This window comes from Variovorax sp. P5_A3 (assembly GCF_056400665.1).
Map to the genome: position 1 here is coordinate 1 of NZ_JBFUKW010000036.1, position 18,441 is coordinate 18,441.

At 64.9% G+C, this 18,441-nt stretch carries 16 protein-coding genes; 8 read left to right on the forward strand and 8 right to left on the reverse strand.

The genetic code is table 11. The annotated features are described in order from the left end of the window. From AC1D3B_RS32935 to AC1D3B_RS32945, 3 genes are all read right to left on the reverse strand, one after another. A partial coding sequence (locus tag AC1D3B_RS32935) for an NAD(P)(+) transhydrogenase (Re/Si-specific) subunit beta (RefSeq protein ID WP_478194882.1) occupies nucleotides 1–775 on the reverse strand: 775 nt, incomplete at its 3' end. A gap of 2 nt (nucleotides 776–777) precedes the next feature. Further along, nucleotides 778–1,110: an NAD(P) transhydrogenase subunit alpha part 2 gene (locus AC1D3B_RS32940; protein ID WP_478194883.1), complete on the reverse strand. Its 333-nt coding sequence runs from the start codon at nucleotides 1,108–1,110 to the stop codon at nucleotides 778–780. Between the two features lie 41 nt (nucleotides 1,111–1,151). Further along, a complete protein-coding gene (locus AC1D3B_RS32945) occupies nucleotides 1,152–2,282 on the reverse strand; it encodes a Re/Si-specific NAD(P)(+) transhydrogenase subunit alpha (protein WP_478194884.1) in 1,131 nt (376 codons plus the stop codon). 269 nt (nucleotides 2,283–2,551) lie between these two features. On the opposite strand from AC1D3B_RS32945, the gene AC1D3B_RS32950 reads away from it, so the two are divergent. The 3 genes from AC1D3B_RS32950 to AC1D3B_RS32960 are packed head-to-tail and all read left to right on the forward strand — an operon-like array spanning nucleotide 2,552 to nucleotide 6,167. Beyond that, a complete protein-coding gene (locus AC1D3B_RS32950) occupies nucleotides 2,552–3,280 on the forward strand; it encodes a response regulator transcription factor (protein ID WP_478194885.1) in 729 nt (242 codons plus the stop codon). Next, nucleotides 3,277–5,703 carry a CHASE2 domain-containing protein gene (locus AC1D3B_RS32955; protein ID WP_478194886.1) on the forward strand — a complete coding sequence of 809 codons (2,427 nt, stop codon included), beginning with the start codon at nucleotides 3,277–3,279 and terminating at the stop codon, nucleotides 5,701–5,703. The genes AC1D3B_RS32950 and AC1D3B_RS32955 overlap by 4 nt, the downstream gene beginning before the upstream one ends. A 2-nt stretch (nucleotides 5,704–5,705) precedes the next feature. Then, a complete protein-coding gene (locus tag AC1D3B_RS32960) occupies nucleotides 5,706–6,167 on the forward strand; it encodes an NUDIX hydrolase (protein WP_478194887.1) in 462 nt (153 codons plus the stop codon). Between the two features lie 107 nt (nucleotides 6,168–6,274). Here the strand turns inward: AC1D3B_RS32960 and mnmA are convergent, their stop codons facing one another. Continuing rightward, complete coding sequence (mnmA, locus tag AC1D3B_RS32965) at nucleotides 6,275–7,390, reverse strand: tRNA 2-thiouridine(34) synthase MnmA (RefSeq protein ID WP_478194888.1); 1,116 nt, start codon at nucleotides 7,388–7,390, stop codon at nucleotides 6,275–6,277. 119 nt (nucleotides 7,391–7,509) lie between these two features. Between mnmA and AC1D3B_RS32970 the strand changes: the two genes are divergently transcribed. Together AC1D3B_RS32970 and AC1D3B_RS32975 are read left to right on the forward strand one after the other, a co-directional pair. Further along, nucleotides 7,510–9,246 (forward strand): long-chain-fatty-acid--CoA ligase, encoded by a 1,737-nt coding sequence (locus AC1D3B_RS32970; protein ID WP_478194889.1) that lies wholly within the window; start codon nucleotides 7,510–7,512, stop codon nucleotides 9,244–9,246. Further along, nucleotides 9,243–10,853, forward strand: a complete 1,611-nt coding sequence (locus AC1D3B_RS32975) for a WS/DGAT/MGAT family O-acyltransferase (protein ID WP_478194890.1) — start codon at nucleotides 9,243–9,245, stop codon at nucleotides 10,851–10,853. The genes AC1D3B_RS32970 and AC1D3B_RS32975 overlap by 4 nt, the downstream gene beginning before the upstream one ends. Here the strand turns inward: AC1D3B_RS32975 and AC1D3B_RS32980 are convergent. Continuing rightward, nucleotides 10,765–11,763 carry an LLM class flavin-dependent oxidoreductase gene (locus AC1D3B_RS32980; protein ID WP_478194891.1) on the reverse strand — a complete coding sequence of 333 codons (999 nt, stop codon included), beginning with the start codon at nucleotides 11,761–11,763 and terminating at the stop codon, nucleotides 10,765–10,767. The genes AC1D3B_RS32975 and AC1D3B_RS32980 overlap by 89 nt on opposite strands. Before the next feature lie 75 nt (nucleotides 11,764–11,838). Here AC1D3B_RS32980 and AC1D3B_RS32985 point away from each other — a divergent pair, with 75 nt between their 5' ends. Then, nucleotides 11,839–13,407 (forward strand): phospholipase D family protein, encoded by a 1,569-nt coding sequence (locus AC1D3B_RS32985; protein WP_478194892.1) that lies wholly within the window; start codon nucleotides 11,839–11,841, stop codon nucleotides 13,405–13,407. A gap of 19 nt (nucleotides 13,408–13,426) precedes the next feature. Here the strand turns inward: AC1D3B_RS32985 and AC1D3B_RS32990 are convergent, their stop codons facing one another. Both AC1D3B_RS32990 and AC1D3B_RS32995 read right to left on the reverse strand, forming a co-directional pair. Then, on the reverse strand, nucleotides 13,427–13,804 hold the full coding sequence (locus AC1D3B_RS32990) for an SHOCT domain-containing protein (RefSeq protein WP_478194893.1): 378 nt from the start codon (nucleotides 13,802–13,804) through the stop codon (nucleotides 13,427–13,429). A 48-nt stretch (nucleotides 13,805–13,852) separates the two neighbouring features. Beyond that, nucleotides 13,853–14,080 carry a LapA family protein gene (locus AC1D3B_RS32995; protein WP_478194894.1) on the reverse strand — a complete coding sequence of 76 codons (228 nt, stop codon included), beginning with the start codon at nucleotides 14,078–14,080 and terminating at the stop codon, nucleotides 13,853–13,855. Between the two features lie 377 nt (nucleotides 14,081–14,457). Here AC1D3B_RS32995 and AC1D3B_RS33000 point away from each other — a divergent pair, with 377 nt between their 5' ends. Beyond that, nucleotides 14,458–14,913, forward strand: a complete 456-nt coding sequence (locus AC1D3B_RS33000) for an outer membrane lipoprotein (protein WP_478194895.1) — start codon at nucleotides 14,458–14,460, stop codon at nucleotides 14,911–14,913. A 204-nt stretch (nucleotides 14,914–15,117) separates the two neighbouring features. Then, nucleotides 15,118–17,643: an ATP-binding protein gene (locus AC1D3B_RS33005; protein ID WP_478194896.1), complete on the forward strand. Its 2,526-nt coding sequence runs from the start codon at nucleotides 15,118–15,120 to the stop codon at nucleotides 17,641–17,643. Here AC1D3B_RS33005 and AC1D3B_RS33010 read toward each other — a convergent pair. Beyond that, a complete protein-coding gene (locus AC1D3B_RS33010; RefSeq protein WP_478194897.1) occupies nucleotides 17,613–18,254 on the reverse strand; it encodes a response regulator in 642 nt (213 codons plus the stop codon). The two genes, AC1D3B_RS33005 and AC1D3B_RS33010, sit on opposite strands and share 31 nt — an antisense overlap. Nucleotides 18,255–18,441 lie beyond the last annotated feature (187 nt).

Here is an 18,441-nt window from a genome sequence, read left to right on the forward strand (position 1 = left end):
TAGCTGTTGAGCTGTTGAGCATCGACACCACCACCGGCATGTCCGCCCCGCCGATCGGGATGATGATCAGCACGCCCATCACGAAGGCCAGCACCAGCATCGCGAGGAAGGCCGCCCAGCTCTCCGTGGCCATGTAGACCAGTCCGAGCGCAATGGTCAGCAGGCCCAGCACGAGGTTGAGCATGTGCTGGCCCTTGAACTGCACCGGAGCCCCCTGGAACAGGCGGAACTTGTACTTGCCCGAGAGCTTGCCGAAGGCGATCACCGAGCCGCTGAAGGTGATGGCGCCGATGGCCGCACCCAGGAACAGCTCCAGCCGGTTGCCCGCGGGGATGCCATAGCGCAGGAAGCCGTCGACGATCATCGCGCCCTCGGGCGTGTTGACCGTTCCCGTGGCCGCCACCGGCAGCGGCGTGATGCCGAAGGCCCAGGGCTCGACCACCGCGGCGACCGCGATGAAGACCGCCGCCAGCCCGATCATGCTGTGGAAGAACGCGACCAGTTCGGGCATCTGCGTCATCTCGACGGTCTTGGCGCGATAGGCACCGTAGCCGCCGCCGACCACCAGCCCGAGCAGCACCCAGGCCATGCCGATGAGCCTGCCGCCCGAGAGCTGCASGATCAGCGCSGCSGTSGTCAGGATGGCRATCGCCATGCCGACCATGCCGAAGAGGTTGCCCCGGATSGAGGTGGTGGGGTGGGAGAGGCCYTTSAGSGCCTGGATGAAGCAGACGGAGGCGATGAGGTAMAGSAGCGTGACGACGTTCATCGACATGATCAGTGCCCCTTCGCCGTGGCGTCACCGGCRGCAGGCGCCTTCTTGTCCTTCTTCTTGAACATCTCCAGCATCCGCCGCGTCACGAGGAAGCCGCCGAAGACGTTCACCGCCGCCAGCGCCACGGCCAGCACGCCCATGGTCTTGCCCAGACCCGTTTCGGTGAGCGCTGCCGCCAGCATCGCGCCGACGATCACGATCGCCGAGATGGCGTTGGTGACGGCCATCAACGGCGTGTGCAGCGCCGGGGTGACGGTCCACACCACGTGGTAGCCGACATAGATGGCCAGCACGAAGATGATGAGGTTGATGACGGTGTGTGAGACGGGATCCATGGCTGCTTCTCCTCGCGGTTCGCTCTGTTGGCTTGTTTCGCTTACTTCTTGGTGACCTGGCCGTCCTGCGCCATGCGGCAGGCCGCGACGATGTCGTCCTCGAGGTCGATCTTCAGCGCGCCTTCCTTGGTCACGATGAGTTTCAGGAAGTCGAGCACGTTGCGCGCATAGAGCGAGGAGGCGTCGGCTGCAACCAGGGCCGCGAGATTGGTCTCGCCCACGATGGTCACGCCGTGCTTGACCACCGTCTTGTCGGCCTCCGACAGCGGGCAGTTGCCGCCCACGCCATCCGGCCCCTTGCCCGCGGCGATGTCGACGATGACCGAGCCCGGCTTCATGGACTTGACCATGTCCTCGGTGATCAGCGTCGGTGCGGCGCGCCCCGGGATCAGCGCGGTGCTGATCACGACGTCGGCCAGCGCGACGCGCTTGGCGACCTCGACCTGCTGGCGTGCCAGCCAGCTCGGGGGCATCGGCTTGGCATAACCACCGACGCCGACCGCGGCTTCCTTCTCTTCGTCGGTGTCGTACGACACCTCGATGAACTTGCCGCCCAGCGACTCGATCTGCTCCTTGACCGAAGGCCGCACGTCGGACGCCTCGATCACCGCGCCCAGGCGCTTGGCGGTCGCGATGGCCTGCAGGCCGGCAACGCCGACGCCCAGGATCACGACTCTGGCCGCCTTCACGGTGCCGGCCGCGGTCATCAGCATCGGGAAGAAGCGCTGGTACTTGTCCGCCGCGATCATCACGGCCTTGTAGCCGGCGATGTTGGCCTGCGAAGACAGCACGTCCATGCTCTGCGCGCGCGTGGTGCGAGGAGCAGCTTCGAGCGCGAAGGCGGTGAGGCCYGCYGTCGCGAGGCGCTGCAGGCCGGGTCCATCGAAGGGGTTGAGCATGCCGATGACGACGGTGCCCGTCTTCATCAGCGCGATCTCGAGATCGTTGGGCGAGCGCACCTTGAGCACGACGTCGGCGCCCAAGGCCCCGGCCTGGTCGGTGATCTCGGCACCGGCAGCCTGATAGGCCGCATCGGTGACGCTGGCCGCGACACCCGCGCCCGATTGCACACGGATGACATGGCCCTGGGCCACGAGCTTCTTCGCGGTCTCCGGAGTGACGGCGACACGGGTTTCGCCTGGCGCAGTTTCGGCCGGCACGCCTATCAGCATGGACTTCTCCTCAGGGCAGCATTGGAATTCGCGCCAGAGCTTACCTGAAGAAGCGGCCCCCAAGACGCACCTTCGGCGCGCCTCGGACGGGTTGCCGGAGCGTCCCCAGGTGCGCCACACGCCACTAGGTCGACAGCGAAATCGGGGTATGTACCCATTGATCGCGTGAACTAATCACTATGCCGAGATCTGTGTCGATCGTTACACTCCCTCCCCGCGTGACCGATCGACAGACTTCGGCGCGCACATAACGAGATACAGGGAATGGAATGCGAATAGCAGCGCTTGACGACGAGGCGGTCCAGCTCGAGCTGATCCGTCTCACGATGGAAGGTATTGGCCACGAGTGCCATGGCTTCGGTGATGGAAAGTCACTGTTGCGCGATCTCCGTCAACAAACATACGACCTCCTGATCCTCGACTGGGCCCTCCCCGATGTACAGGGGCCGCGCGTGGTGCGATGGATCCGCGAAGACCTCAACAGCCGGCTCCCCATTCTCTTCGTGACCAACAGGCGCGAAGAGAGTGACATGGTCGAGGGGCTGGCGGCAGGCGCGGATGATTTCATGGTCAAGCCGATCCGAGTGGCCGAATTGCAGGCTCGCGTCCAGGCTCTCTTGCGCCGTTCGTACCCTGCAAAGCACGAGTCCGACCTCGTCTTCGGGGCCTATCACTTCGTCCCGTCGACTCGCAGCCTGCGGGTCCACGGAAAGCCGACTGAACTGAGCCACCGGGAATACGAGCTGGCCCTGTTCCTCTTTCAGAACCTCGGCCGTCTGCTGTCGCGCGAACATCTTCGCGAGGCCGTCTGGGGCATGGGATCCGAGTCGCCCTCTCGATCGCTCGACACCCACATCTCGCGCCTTCGAGTGAAGCTCGACCTGGTGCCATCCAACGGCTTCCTGCTGTCGGCCGTCTACGGACTCGGCTATCGCCTGGAGTCGATCGACGCCGAGCTGCTCGCCCCCCTCTACAACTCGCCGAGCGATTCGGAATGAGCTCCGACCGCCCGCGGCATGCGCCGGAGGACACGGCGCGGCCGCAGCCGTCGGAACGTTGGGGCTGGGCGCGGCGTCGCGGTCCCTGGCTGCTGCTTGCGACGACCCTCGTTTCGCTCGTCACCGTGCTCAGCCTGACCCGGCCGATGCCGCGCGCCGACCGGCTCCTTCAGGACAGCGCGCGCGCGGCGCTGGCCGCGACGCCCTCGAAAGACATCGTGATCGTGGCCATCGACGAAAAGAGCCTCGACGCGATCGGTCCCTGGCCATGGCGGCGCGCGCAGCATGCCGCGCTGCTGCGTGCCATCGCAGCCCAGTCGCCGAAGTGCATCGGCTTCGACGTGCTGTCGGCCGAGCCCGATGCCGACCATCCGGGCGATGACGAGAAACTCGCGGACGCGATGCGCGACAGCGCTTGCGTGGTACTGCCGACAGCCCTCCGGACCTTCGGGCAGCGCCCGCAGGAAATGCTCCCCACGCCGCCCCTGGCTGCCGCCGCCAGTGGAATCGGACACGTGCATCTCGCGATCGACCGCGATGGCCTCGCACGCGGCGCCTTTCTCCGCGAAGGATTTGCCGGGCGCGAGCGGCCGCATTTCGTCGTCGCGCTGCGCGACGCCGCTGACGCTCGTGCGGAGGGTCGCACTCCACCGTCTCGATCGCTCCGCATCGATTCCTCCGCACCTGAAACCGATGACGACCCCCACGACTGGCTGCGCAGCGACCATGAGGTGATCATGCTCGCGCCGGGACCGGCGCGCTTCCAGACCATCTCCTACATCGACGTGCTTCGCGGCAACGTGGCCCCCGATGTGTTCCGCAACCGCTACGTGCTCGTGGGCGCGACAGCACCGGAGCTTGGCGATGCGCATGCCAATTCGGCGCGCAATCGTCCGGGCCTCATGCCCGGCGTCGAGATCTTCGCCCACATGCTGCAGGCAACGCTTGCGGGTCAGCACGTGAAATTCGCGAAGCCCTGGCAGGATCTGATCTTCAACCTGGGGCCGCTGGTGGTGGCGCTTCTCGGTGCGATGTGGCTGAGGCCGATCGGCGTGATCGCGCTCGTCGTCGCCATGCTGGCCCTGCAGATGGGCATCCTGGGACAGCCGTCGATCGACGTGCTGTTCGCACCGGCGGCGGGGGTCGCGGGGCTGCTGGCGCTGTACCCGCTCTGGAGCCACATGCGGCTTTCCGCGGCGTTCCGCTCCCTGCGCCGCGGTACCGAGGAACTGCTGCACGACGTCGGCCGTCGCCCCGTTCCGGAACAGCGCCACGTCGGCGACTTCCTCGACCGCCAGATGGACGCCACCTGGGCAGCCGCACGCCGCATGCGGGACGTGCATCGCTTCGTGCGCGACGGCATCGACCACCTCCCCGACCCGACCCTCACCCTGAGCACCGACGGCCGCGTGGTCCTCGCCAATGTCGCGGCGCAACGCTACTGGCAGCGTGGCCCGAGCGGCATCATGGGCCAGGACGCCCATGGGCTGATGGCCGGCGTCCGCTGGCGAACCAACGGTGCGCCGATGATGCCGAGGGGTGCGCTGCTCGACGAGCTTCGTCCGATCTCGGGCGAAGGCGAGGATGCCCGCGGCAACGCCGTGCTGCTGCGATGCGTTCCCTTCTTCGACGCCGGCAACGAACACGCCGGCTGGATGGTCTCGCTGGTCGACATCACCGAAATGCGCCGGGCACAGGGCCTGCGCGACGAGGCGTTGCGCTTCATCTCGCACGATGCGCGCGAGCCCAACGCGACGATCATCACCATCGTCGAACTCGCACGCGAGCGGCCCGAGACATTCGCCGACGGCTCACTCCTCGATCGCATCGAACGCCAGGCGCGCACCGCGCTCGAACTGGCAGACGGCTTCGTGAATCTGGCGCGCGCGGAAGCGGAGCCGTTCCGCCCTGAAGCGCTCGACCTCGTCACGCTGCTCCAGCAGACCATCGACAACGGCTGGGCGCGGGCGCGCCGGCGGCAGGTGCGTGTCGTGCTGCTCGACGCACCGGAAGAGGCGTTGTGCATCATCGACCGCAACCTGCTGGCACGGGCATTTGCGAACGTGCTCGGCAATGCGCTCAAGTATTCCCCGCAAGGCGCCGATGTCGAATGCAGCGTGCAGGAAGACGAACGGCACTGGCGCGTGGCGTTCCGGGACCACGGGCCCGGCATTCCGGTCGAGCTACAGTCGCAGCTGTTTCAACCTTTCCATCGACTGAATCACGAAGCCTATCCCGACGTCGATGGTGTCGGACTCGGGTTGCTGCTGGTGCGAACCGTGGTTCATCGCCATGGCGGCACGATCGAGGTCGACAGCGCGGAGGATGCAGGGTGTACCGTCACGCTGGTGCTTCCGAAGCCGACGCTCTCCGAGCTCCAGGCGCTCGATATCGGCACTGAAGCGACTCACGAGGAATCCTGAAGATGGCAGAACGCTGGAAACCCAATGTCACCGTCGCCGCGGTGATCGAGCAGGACGGACGTTTCCTGCTCGTCGAAGAAGAAGCCGCCGACGGCCTTCGCCTGAACACGCCGGCCGGCCATCTCGATCCGGGCGAGTCGCCGGCCGAAGGCTGCGCGCGTGAGACTCTGGAGGAAACCGCCCATCACTTCGCGCCGACGGCCCTGATCGGTATCTACATGGCGCGCACGCGGGGAGCGGAAGACATCACCTACCTGCGCTTCGCATTCACCGGCACGCTAGGCGCATTGGAGCCCCACCGCCCTCTGGATCACGGCATCGTGCGCACCCTGTGGATGACGGCCGACGAGATCCGCGCCAGCGCCGCGCGACATCGCAGCCCCTTGCTCCTGCAGTGCGTGGAAGACTACCTGGCAGGCAAGCGCCACCCGCTAGAACTGATACACATCCACGAGTCTGTGTAGCAGCGCATCCGGGAAACACCGCGGAATCGGCTCCGCCGGGCCGCCGGTGTTGCCCCCGGCAGAGGGTTGGCGGAGCGACACGAAGTGCGCGCAGCCTGGGGGCGAGCCTAGGAACGCGGCGAGTTCATGATCACTCCGCCGCCCAGGCAGACCTCGCCGTCATACAGCACCGCCGATTGTCCAGGCGTCACGGCCCACTGAGGCTCCGCGAACGCCAGCCGGAAGGCACCGTTGGCGCCATCGCGAAGATCGCAGCTCGCATCCGCCTGGCGATACCGCGACTTCGCCCCATAGGCACCAGCCACGGGCGCCTCGCCCGCGACCCAACTGGCATCGTCGGCTTCAAGCGCCGGCGACAGCAGCCACGGGTGGTCATGGCCCTGCACGACCCACAGGGCGTTGCTCTCCACGTCCTTCCGTGCCACGAACCACGGCGAATGGTCGCCTGCTCCCCGCTGCGCGCCCTTGGCCTTGATGCCGCCGATGCCGAGCCCCTGGCGCTGCCCGAGCGTGTAGAAGCTCAATCCCTGGTGCTCGCCTATCTGCCGGCCGCGCTCGTCACGGATGGGGCCCGGTTCCTTCGAGATGTAGCGGTTGAGGAATTCGCGGAACGGTCTTTCGCCGATGAAGCAGATGCCGGTCGAATCCTTCTTCTTCGCGTTGGGCAGGCCAATCTCGTCCGCGATGCGGCGCACCTCGGTCTTGTGCAGTTCGCCGACTGGAAACAAAGTCTTCGAAAGCTGCTGCTGGTTAAGGCGGTGCAGGAAGTAGCTCTGATCCTTGGCCGGATCGAGGCCCTTGAGCAGTTCGTGCCTGTCCGTGGCTTCGTTCTGGCGGACTCGCGCGTAGTGGCCAGTGGCGATCTTTTCCGCCCCGAGCCGCATCGCATGGTCGAGGAAGGCCTTGAACTTGATCTCGGCGTTGCACAGCACGTCGGGATTGGGCGTGCGCCCGGCCTGGTATTCACGCAAGAATTCGGCGAACACGCGATCCTTGTAGTCCGCCGCGAAATTGACGTGTTCGATCTCGATGCCCAGCACGTCCGCCACGCTGGCCGCATCCACGAAGTCGATGTTCGACGAGCAGTACTCGCTGTCGTCAGCGTCCTCCCAGTTCTTCATGAAGATGCCGACCACCTCGTGGCCCTGCTCTTTCAGCAGGTGCGCCGTGACCGCGGAATCCACTCCGCCGCTCAGGCCCACCACGATGCGCTGCTTTTTCATAGGGTGCGGATTGTCCCAGCACCCGCAAGCCGTTGCCCGCATCCGGGAAATCACCGAGAGGCGAAGGCGCCATCGCCACCGGCCGGCTCCCACAATGGACTGCCCAACCGGAGACAACCATGGTTCCTTCCCCCTCCAGCGCCACGCCCTGGACGAAGTCCTATCCGAGCGGCATGCGATGGGACGCCGAAATTCCCAGCCGGCCGGTGCAGCAGATCCTCGACGAGGCCGTGGCGCAATGGCCCGACCGGCCCGCCATCGAATTCATGGGCCAGGTCATCAACTATCGCGAATTCGGCCAAGCCGTGGATCGCGCAGCCAAGGGTCTGCAGGCGCTGGGCGTGAAACCCGGCGTGCACGTCGGGCTGTACCTGCCGAATACGCCGCACTATCCCATCTCCTTCTTCGCGATCCTGAAAGCCGGTGGGACGGTAGTGAACTATTCGCCGCTGGATGCCGAGCGGGTGCTGGCCCACAAGATCGAGGACAGCCAGACCGACATCCTCGTGACGCTGGACCTCGCCACGCTCTATCCGCAGATGGCGCGCCTGATCGGCAACTCGCGGCTGAAGAAGCTGATCGTCGGCAGCCTCACGGACTACGGCGCCGCCCGCGAGGCGGTCCGGGCGCACCTGCAGGGCGCGGGCCAGCTGGCGGCCGTGCCGACCGACGACCGGCACATGTCCTTCATGCGCCTCCTGGAGAACGATGGTCGCTACCAGCCGCACGTCGTGCGCTCGGTCGATGACGAGGTCGTCGTCCTTCAATACACCGGCGGCACCACCGGGCTGCCGAAGGGCGCAATGCTCACGCACGCCAATCTGTCGTCAGCCTGTGCGCAGTACCTCGCATCGACAGGCGGAAACCCGCCGATCCTGGACCATGGCGTCGAGCGCGTGCTGGCCGTGCTGCCGCTGTTCCACATCTATGCGCTCAGCGTCAACATGATGCTCGGCATCCGACTGGGGGCGCTGCTGGTGCTCCACACGCGTTTCGATCTCGACGCAGTGATGCGCGACCTCGCGGCCAAGAAGATCACGGTGTTTCCCGGCGTGCCGACGATGTTCACGGCGATCATCAACCACCCGAAGGCCCTCGAGACCGACCTGCGTTCGCTGAAGTTCTGCGGCTCCGGCGGCGCGCCGCTGCCGGTGGAAGTGGAGCACCGCTTCTTCGAACTCACCGGCTGCCATCTCAACGAGGGCTGGGGCATGACCGAGACCTCGCCGACCGGCACTTTCACGCCCGCGCGCGGCATTCGAAAGGACGGCTCCTGCGGCATGCCGTTGCCGGGCATCCACCTAAAGCTGATGAGCCTGGATGATCCCTCGAAGGAGGTCGCCATCGGCGAGCCAGGCGAGCTGTGCATCAAGGGCCCCAACGTCATGAAGGGCTACTGGAACAACAAGGCGGCCACTGCGGCGTCGATGACGCCCGACGGCTACTTCAAGAGCGGCGACGTGGCAAAGATGGATGCGGACGGCTTCTTCTACATCGTCGACCGGACCAAGGACATGCTGCTGTGCGGCGGCTACAACGTCTACCCGCGCGTGCTGGAGGAAGCGATGTACGAACACCCGGGCATCGCCGAGGTGTGCGTCATCGGCATTCCCGACGAGTACCGTGGCCAGTCGCCCAAGGCCTTTATCAAGCTGAAGGAAGGCGCGCCGGCTTTCACGCTCGACGAGCTCAAGCTGTTCCTCAAGGATCGCCTCGGCAAGCACGAGATGGTGGGCGCCATCGAGATCCGCGACGAGCTTCCCAAGACCGCCGTGGGCAAGCTGTCGAAGAAGGACCTGGTCGACGAGGAAGAGCGCAGGCGAAACCAGGCAGCTGCCGCAAGGAGCACGACATGATTCATCTCAGCGGCATGGACGCATCGTTCCTGCACCTCGAAACACCCGAATCGCCGATGCACGTCGGCAGCCTGCAGTTGCTCGACCTTCCGGCGGACTACGAGGGCGACTTCGCCGAGGACGCCAAGAAGTACCTGAGCGGCCGGCTGCACCTCGCGTCGGTGTTCGTGCGCAAGCTGGCGATGATGCCCTTCGACCTGGCGAACCCGGTCTGGGTGGACGACGACGACCTGGACCTCGACCATCACATCCGCCACGTGGTCATGCCAAGGCCGGGCACGATGGCGCAGCTCGAGCGCCTCGTCGGCCGCCTGCATTCGACACTGCTCGACCGCAGCCGGCCCTTGTGGGAGATCTACATCATTGAAGGCCTCCAGACAGGCCAGGTGGCGCTCTACAGCAAGATGCATCACGCCGCGATCGACGGCCAGGCGGGCGTGGCCGTGGCCAAGGCGCTGTTCGACATTTCGGAGACGCCCTCGGTGGTCAAGGCGCCGCGGCCTGCGCGCCGGCGCGATTCGGCCCAGCTCGGCATGGCCGAGCTGGCGAGTGCGGCGCTCAACAACACGGTGCAGCAGTACGTGAAGCTCATCCAGTCGATCCCGGCGACGGCGAAGGCCATCTCCAGCGTGCTGATGCCCGTGTCCGAGGCCACCGGCAAGCGGACCTTCGAACTGCCCAAGGGCTTGAAGACCGCACCGAAGACGCCGCTGAATGTGTCGATCACCAACCAGCGCTCGTTTGCGGGCCGGTCCGTGCCGCTGGCCGAGATCAAGCGGATGTCGAAGGCCACCGACACCAGTCTCAACGACGTGGTGTTGGCGATCTGCGCGGGGGCGCTCAGGCGCTACCTGGCGGACTATGGCTGCAAGCCCGACAAGCCGCTCGTCGCGGCGGTGCCCGTGTCACTGCGCAGCGAAGGCAATACCGATCTCAACAACCAAGTGTCGACGATGCTGGTGAGCCTGGCCACCGACATCTCGGATCCGGTCGAAAGGCTGGCTGCCATCCACGAGTCGTCGAGCGAAGGCAAGAAGCTCACGGGCAACGTGAAGGCGGCCATACCGATGGACTTTCCGTCCCTGGGCATGCCTTCGATCGTGTCGGGGCTGGCGTCGCTCTATGGGCGCTCCGGCCTCGCCGACAAGCTGCCGCCGATCGCCAACGTGGCGATCTCCAATGTGCCGGGGCCTTCGTTCCCGCTCTACTTCGCCGGTGCCAAGCTGGCGACCTACTTCCCGGTGTCGATCCCGGGACACGGACTCGCACTCAACATGACGGTACAGAGCTACAACGGATCGCTGGAGTTCGGCCTGACAGCATGCCGGCGCGCGGTGCCCGATGTAGCGGACCTGGCCGACTATGTGGTCGCGGAACACAAGAAGCTGCTGTCGCTGGTTCTGCAACGCGAGGGCCAGACGCAATCGGAAACCGAGAAGCCGAAGGCAGCGGCACCCAAGGCTGCCGAGGTGCCCGCAGCGGCCCCCACGAAACCGGCAGCCAAGCGCAAGCCGGCGGCTAAGAAGCAGGTCGCACCATCGAAGACAGCTCCGCCACGATCTCGTAAGAACGCAAGCGGGCTTGATGGTCGAAGACCTGCGAGGTGATCATCAACTCGTCCGCGCCCGTCTGGTCGATGAATTCCTGCAGCCTGGCCTTCACCGTGTCTCGCGACCCGACGGCCGAGCAGGACAGTACCGAATCGAGCAAGGCGTTCTCGGCCGGACCCACGCGCTGCCGATAGCCCTCGACCGGCGGTGGCAGGCGTCCGGGCCGCCCGCTGCGCAGGTTCACGAAGGCCTGCTGCCATGAGGTCGCACGGAACTCCGCCTCCTGGTCCGTCTCGGCGGCGAACACGTTGAAACCGAGCATCACGTAAGGCTTGGCAAGCTGCGCGGACGGCTTGAAGGTCTCGCGGTAGATCCGGATCGCCTGCATCAACTGCTGCGGCGCGAAGTGCGACGCAAAGGCATAGGGCAGGCCCAGATGGGCCGCAAGCTGCGCGCCGAAGGTGCTCGAACCGAGGATCCACACCGGCACCTCGAGCCCCATCCCGGGCACGGCATGCACCGGCTGCCGGGGCTCCTTTGACATGAAGTCCATCAGCTCGATCACGTCCTGCGGGAAGCGGTCTGCATCGGACTGCAGGTCGCGCCGGAGCGCCTGCGCCGTGCGCTGGTCGGATCCCGGCGCACGGCCGAGCCCGAGGTCGATGCGGCCCGGGTAGAGCGATTCCAGCGTACCGAACTGCTCGGCGATGACCAGCGGCGAATGGTTGGGGAGCATCACCCCGCCGGCGCCGATACGGATGGTCGAGGTCCCGGCGCCGATGTGGGCCAGCAGCACGGCCGTTGCCGCGCTCGCGATGCCGGGCATGCCGTGGTGCTCGGCCAGCCAGTAGCGGCGATAGCCCAGCTTCTCGCCATGCTGTGCCAGGCTGAGTGAGTTGCGGAACGACTGCGCGGCGTCGCCGCCTTCGGTAATGGGAGAAAGATCGAGGATCGAAAACGGTGTCATGACGCTATCTTGGCCCGGATCCCATCGCTTCAAGCCGCGAAGGGACATTCGCCCGGCAACGGGTAGTCTCGGCACATGACATTGCGTGCGATCAGGTTCCTGGCAATTCTCCTGCTGCTTGCGTTGGTCGGTTGCGGCTCACTTCCGGCCACAGTCCAGCGGCCCGCCTCATACAGCCTCCCGGCGTCGCCCGACAAGAGCCCTCTCGCGCGGCTGGCGGCGGAGCAGTTGCCGGCCGGCGCCCAATCGGGCTTCCGTCTGTTGCCACTCGGATCCTATGCGCTCGATGCACGGCTGGCATTGATCGCGCGCGCCACGCAGTCGCTGGACCTGCAGTACTACATCTGGGACAACGACGCCTCGGGTCGCGCGCTCTTCGGTGCCCTGAAGGATGCTGCCGAGCGCGGCGTTCGCGTTCGCCTGCTTCTGGACGACCTGAACACCGCGCGCGCGGAAGAGCTGCTGCATGCCCTCTCCGGCGTGCCGAACCTGGAGATCCGCCTTTTCAACCCCTTCTGCTGCGCCCGCGCCAGCCTGACGGGACGCATCGTGAGTTCGCTCGGAGATCTTCCCCGGCTCGACCACCGCATGCACAACAAGCTGCTCATCGCCGATGGTGCGCTGGCCATGATCGGCGGTCGCAACATCGCGGATGAATACTTCGCCCGCAATCCGGTCGCCAACTTCATCGACCTCGATGCGATTGCGGCAGGCCGCGTCGTGCCGCAGCTGGCGATGCTTTTCGATCGCTACTGGAACAGCGACGAGTCCTTTCCGGTGGCGTACTTCGCGGGGTCGCGCGACCGCCGTGCCTATTCCTCGCTGCTGCAACAGTTGCTGCCGCCGGACGCGGCACCGATCGCACTCGACCTTCCAGAAAAAGACCTTCTCGACCAGGAACCTGTCAGCAAGGAACTCGACGCGAACCGGTTGACGTTGGTGCCCGGCCTGGCCTATGCGGTGGCCGACCGCCCCTCCAAGCGTGTCGACACGCCCGAGGAAGTGGAGTCCAGCAGCCTGATGACGGGCGCGATGAGCCAGCTGCTCGGGACGCGTTCGGAACTGGTGGTGACATCGCCATATTTCGTCCCGACCAAGATCGGCATGGGCGTGCTGCAGAGCCTGGAGCGCAAAGGCGTGCGCATGGTGCTCGTGACCAATTCACTGCCCTCGACCGATTCCACCTTTGTATATTTCGGCTACGCGCGGTATCGACCCGCCATCGTGAAGGCGGGCGTCGATCTGTACGAGGTCAGCGCGAGCACCGCGCCGTCGTCGCAGGACAGCAAGCCCGTCTTCGGTGGCGGCTCGTCGCGCGGCCGCCTGCACGCGAAACTCGCCGTCATCGACGAGGACATCGTGCTGCTGGGCTCGCTCAACTTCGACCCCCGCTCCGCGCGGAAGAACACCGAGCTTGGGGTCGCCGTCGACAGTCCCATGCTGGCGAGGCAGGCCCTGCGCTTCGTCGAGGCGATGAAAGCGGAAGCCTTCCGGGTGAGGCTGGAGCCCGAAGGCGGCGCACTCGCGTGGACTCCGCCGAACGAGGACGACGACCACGCGATCGAAGTAGAGCCGGGCGTGTCGGCATGGAACGCACTGCAGCGGCTCCTGCTGAACCCGCTGGTGCCCGAGGACCTTCTCTGAGCCCGGCGCCGCGGCGAATTCAGGCCAGGGCCTTGGCCTTCAGCTTCGCGAATTCGTCCTGATTGATCGTGCCCGCATCCAGCAGCGCCTTGGCGTCCGCGATCTGTTCCGCGGGCGACTTGCCCGCCACTTCGCGGATGTACGCATCGGTGTCGGACTTGGCGCGCTGCATGCTGGCCCGCTGTCGCTCGGCCATGCCTCTGCCGCGCCCGACGATGTAGACGATGGCGGTCAGCCCCGGCAGGAAGATCAGCCCGATAAGCCACAACACCTTGAACCCGCCGCCCAGCTCCGAGTCGCGGAACAGGTCGACGACGATCTGAAAGAGGATCAGGAGGTATGCGATCAACACGAAGGTCGACAGCATCAACAGAATCAGATCCCAGAAATTGCTCATTTCACTTCCTCTCGTAGTTATTGCGTTTGAAAAGCGGTATCGGCGATGTCAGCGCGGTCGCGCGGTCGCCTTGTTGGTCCAGGAGCGCAGCAGTCCCAGGACGAAACCGCCCGTGAACATCCCGAGCACATAGACGACGAACACGAGCACCGAGATCGGCAGCGTGACGCTCATGGAAAAGAGCGACACCGTCGCCGTCTCCAGATTCTGGAACTTGAACATGATCACGATGCCGGCAAGGATCGCGATCAGGACGATGTAGACATAGCGGTGCATGGGTTTCCTCCAGAACGAACAAGGGGGGACGTGCGGGGAAGGCGGCGATCGGAGAGAGCACCGCGCGAGAGTTGCCGGCCTGGGGAGTGGTCATGCCGGGTCAGAGATCCAATCTGGCGTCAGAGGTCCGGGTTCGATGTCTGTTCACTCACAGGCGGCCCCATCACAGGCGCGACCTAGCATCATTGGCGTTTTGGTCTTTGTCAAGTCTGCACAGGTCGCAGGACGCGCTGCGCAGAGCCGCTCCCGCCCCTGTTCTTTTTGTCCGGCCGCGCGGATGCTGCTGCCCCAAAGGGCAATCGCGTCTGCACGTTCGGGCAACCGTCATGCCCGCGAGCGATGTCATCATTCTTCACCTTGACGAAGGAGATCGATCCATGACAACGACAACACAACTTCTCTCCCGCTTCGCGGCCTTTGCACTGGCCCTGCTGCTCGCGGCGTGTGCAGCACCGGGCTCGCAGTCCGATTCGATGGCGCTGCGACAGGGTGTGATCGAGCAGATCTCGCCGACGCAGATCCAGACCTCGCAACACACGGGGGTCGGAGCCGTGCTGGGCGGCCTCGCCGGCGTCGGTATCGGAAGCCTGATCGGCGGAGGCACCGGGCGCGATGTGGCGATGGTCGTCGGCGCCATCGGTGGCACGCTCGGCGGGGCCGAGGTCGCGAGAAGGTACGACCAGCCCGTAGCGGGCCAGGAGATCTTCGTTCGCACGACCAGCGGCGTCCTGGTCGAAGTGACGCAGCCCGCCACGCCTGGTCTTCGTGTCGGCCAGCGTGTCTACATCGAAGGCAAGGGCGACGCCGCGCGCGTCCTCCCCCAGGCGCAATGAGCTGATCGCGCGGGAGCGCGACGACGCCCGATTCCGTCATGTGAGCTTCCTGCTGGTCCCGTGGCTGTTGCCCTTCAAGGCGGATCTGAAATTGTCTTTCGGACGATTCCGATATTCGCGAACCCTGGGATACGTACGATCAGCCGCTGCCTGACCTGAACCGCACCGCGCAAACCTCGTTCGCCTGAGTGCAAGCGACTCGACGTGATTGCCGCCATCTTCCGTGCCCTGAAAGGGCGCACCTTCATCTTGCCGTCGACCTGCCTTCTCGTGGCGGCGGCCTGCCTCTCCGGCCTGTCGGCCGACGTGGATCCGCATTGGATCTGCGCGGCGCTCGCAGCGCTGGGCATCATGGCCCTGGCGATCGGCGAAATCGCCCGCACCCGCCAATTTCAGCGCCGCGAGGACAAGCTCAACGCGATCCTCGACGCGGTGCCCCACATCCTCTTCTTCAAGGATCGAAACCTCCGCTACCAGGCAATCAACGCCGAATTCGAACGCATGTTCCGCATCGATATGGATGCGGCGATCGGCAAGGACGATAGCGCGCTCTTCGGACCCGATCTTTTCGAGCGCTTCGTCGCGCAGGACGAGGAACTCCTGTCTTCGGGCGAGTCACGCACGTACGACGAGGAGATTCAGATCGACGGCGTGCCAAGGAGCATCCAGTCACGAAAACGGCCGGTCTACGACCGCTGGGGGAAGCTGCATGGCCTGGTCGGTGTCGCGATCGACGTCACCGAACAGAAGCTGCTGCAGCATCGCCTCGAAGAAGCGAACGCGCGGCTCGACATGGCGCTGGAAGGCGCGCGCATGGGCACGTGGGAATGGAACGTGACGAGCGGCGAAGTCCATGTCGACCAGCGCGCCCGGAAGATCCTGGGCCTGCATGACGGCGCGCACGATCTGTCTTCCGTGTTTGCCAGGGTGCATCCTGACGACGTCGAAGCCATCAAGCGCCGCATGGCGCATTCGCGTGAGCGCCGGCAAGCGGCTGCGGTCGAGTTTCGCATCGCCGACGATGCAGGCGCGGAGCGTTGGGTGGAAGGATTCGCGTCACCGAGGCGCTTGCGCTCCGGCAAGGTCCATGTGGTCGGCGTCAACCGCGACATCACCGCGGACAAGAAGCTCAAGACGGACCTGGTGGCGAAGGCCGAGGAGGCCCGGTCGGCCGTGGAAGCCAAGCGCGGATTCCTCGCGATGATGAGCCACGAGGTCCGCACGCCGCTGAACGGCATGCTGGGGATGATCGAGTTGGTGCTCGATGATCATCTTGCCGATGAGCAGCGCGCGATGCTGGAACGTTGCCGCGAGTCTTCGATGGAACTGCTCACGATCATCAACGATCTGCTCGACTATTCGAAGATTCGTGCGCGCAAGCTCGAGATCGAGAACCGGCCGCTTCAACTCGCGACTCTCATCGAGGATGTCTGCGCGAATTTCACGGCGGAGATGTTTCGCACATCCACGAGTCTGAGCTTCAACGTCGATGCCCGCTTGCCGGCGCACATCTTCGGCGACACGGTGCGCCTGCGACAGGTGTTGATCAACCTGGTCGCCAACGCCGTCAAGTTCACCGAGTGCGGCAGTGTGAAGGTCGACGCCCGCCCAGGTCCGGACGGGCTGCTGGAACTGATCGTGGAAGACACCGGCATCGGCATCGACCCGGAGGCCATGGGCACGCTCTTCGACCCGTTCACACAGGCAGACATCTCCACGACGCGCCGCTACGGTGGCACAGGGCTGGGCCTCACCATCGTGAAGCAACTGGTCGACCTGATGCAAGGCAAGGTCGAATGCGAAAGCGAAGCGGGCTGCGGGAGTCGCTTCACCGTGACGCTGCCCTTGCACCCCTGCCAAGCCGGCATCGAGCCGGCGACGGCGGAGGATTCCGGCGACCTTGCCGATGGAGAAATCGTGCCGATCGGCCAAGGGCAAAAGCTCCTGCTCGCGGAGGATCATCCGGTCAACCGCGAAGTCATTACGCGGCAACTCGCCAGGCTCGGCTTCGAGTGCGACTCTGCGGAAGATGGCGAGCAGGCCTTTGAAAAACTCCGGTCACCAGGCGCGAGTTACGCGATGCTGCTGACGGACTGTCGCATGCCACGGCTCGACGGCTATGAGCTGGCGAGGCGTTTGCGCGATGTCGAATCACGACTCGGCCTGCCGAGATTGCCGATCATTGCTCTGACCGCGAACGCATTGGACGGCGATGCCGAGCGCTGTATCGCGCTCGGGATGGATGCCTACTTGCCCAAACCATTGCGGACCCGTGACCTGCGCGACGCCCTGATCAGGGCCCTGCCGACCGATCGAGCAATGGGCGACGCAGCGATGGTGCCGATTGACGTTCCGCAAGCCGTGCCATCCGGGCCAATCCACGGCTATTCGACGCTCGGCAGACTGTGCAGGGGTGACGCCCGCGACATGGCAGAGTTGCTACGCGCCTTCGCGGTCGCTACTTCACAGGATCTTCAAGCCCTCGATCGTGCTGCGGAGGCAGGCGACCTGACCGTCCTCCGTCAATTGGCCCACCGCGTGGGTTCAGCCTGCCGCCAACTCGATGAAACGAAGGCAGTCGCCTCATTGCAAACGATGGAACGACTCGAAAAGATCGATCAAGCGGTCATTGCGGTCGCGCGGCGCGACACAGCTTCGGCACTGGCGCGTGCAATGCACGCGTACGGGAATTCCGCAGATCAGGAATTCAGTCCGTGCTCACGCGAATAGACATAAATGTCATAGTCGCTTCTCAAACCAAGCTTCAACATGGCCACGGTCTTTTGAGTGCTGACTGTCTTGACGCTGCGAGACAGCCTCTCGGAAATGCCGGACACCGTCAAACCGGTCGCAAAGAGCCGAAGCACCTCGACTTCCCGAGTCGACAACGAGGCAGAGATGTCACCATTGATTTTCTGCGGATTCTGAAAAAGGCCTCGCCGAAACGCGACGCTGATGTACTCTCGGCCTCCGGCAACGGCATCGATGGCAAGAAGGGTTTCCGTCATGTCGGAGGACTTGTCGACCAGGCCACGGATTCCCGCTTCCAATATGCTGCCGTGGACGCCCACGTTGCCCATCATCGTGAGGACAACAATGGGCAGCGCCGGATAGTCGCGTCGAAGACGAAGAAGCAGGCTGAGCCCGTCAGCCACACGTCCGCCCGGCATCGAGAAGTCCGTGACCAGAAGGTCCAACGGTACCTCCGTGAGTACATCCAATAGCGAATCCGTGGAATCGGCTTCGGCGACCACCGCGATGTCGCCTCTTTGCTTCAGCAACATTCGAACCCCACTGCGGATCAGAGGATGGTCATCGGCAACGGCAATACGCAATGTCACGAAAAAGAAACTGTCTCTTGGAAATCGGGGGGATTCGGGAAATGAAAGCTGAACGCTCAATCTGACGGCGATCGCTCTTCCCATGCGCGCAAAAGATGCGTGATGCCGAATGCGGGTGAGGCAATCCTAGCCGGATCCGAGAAGGATTGATTTGCCGTGGCATCACGCAGATGAATACCTTCATCTA

What these genes read in the sequence shown, in the direction of transcription:
- AC1D3B_RS32950 (WP_478194885.1), top strand. Translation starts at nt 2,552, where the DNA reads ATGCGAATAGCAGCGCTTGACGACGAGGCGGTCCAGCTCGAGCTGATC.
- AC1D3B_RS32955 (WP_478194886.1), top strand. Translation starts at nt 3,277, where the DNA reads ATGAGCTCCGACCGCCCGCGGCATGCGCCGGAGGACACGGCGCGGCCG.
- AC1D3B_RS32960 (WP_478194887.1), top strand. Translation starts at nt 5,706, where the DNA reads ATGGCAGAACGCTGGAAACCCAATGTCACCGTCGCCGCGGTGATCGAG.
- mnmA (WP_478194888.1), bottom strand. Translation starts at nt 7,390, where the DNA reads ATGAAAAAGCAGCGCATCGTGGTGGGCCTGAGCGGCGGAGTGGATTCC.
- AC1D3B_RS32970 (WP_478194889.1), top strand. Translation starts at nt 7,510, where the DNA reads ATGGTTCCTTCCCCCTCCAGCGCCACGCCCTGGACGAAGTCCTATCCG.
- AC1D3B_RS32975 (WP_478194890.1), top strand. Translation starts at nt 9,243, where the DNA reads ATGATTCATCTCAGCGGCATGGACGCATCGTTCCTGCACCTCGAAACA.
- AC1D3B_RS32980 (WP_478194891.1), bottom strand. Translation starts at nt 11,763, where the DNA reads ATGACACCGTTTTCGATCCTCGATCTTTCTCCCATTACCGAAGGCGGC.
- AC1D3B_RS32985 (WP_478194892.1), top strand. Translation starts at nt 11,839, where the DNA reads ATGACATTGCGTGCGATCAGGTTCCTGGCAATTCTCCTGCTGCTTGCG.
- AC1D3B_RS32990 (WP_478194893.1), bottom strand. Translation starts at nt 13,804, where the DNA reads ATGAGCAATTTCTGGGATCTGATTCTGTTGATGCTGTCGACCTTCGTG.
- AC1D3B_RS32995 (WP_478194894.1), bottom strand. Translation starts at nt 14,080, where the DNA reads ATGCACCGCTATGTCTACATCGTCCTGATCGCGATCCTTGCCGGCATC.
- AC1D3B_RS33000 (WP_478194895.1), top strand. Translation starts at nt 14,458, where the DNA reads ATGACAACGACAACACAACTTCTCTCCCGCTTCGCGGCCTTTGCACTG.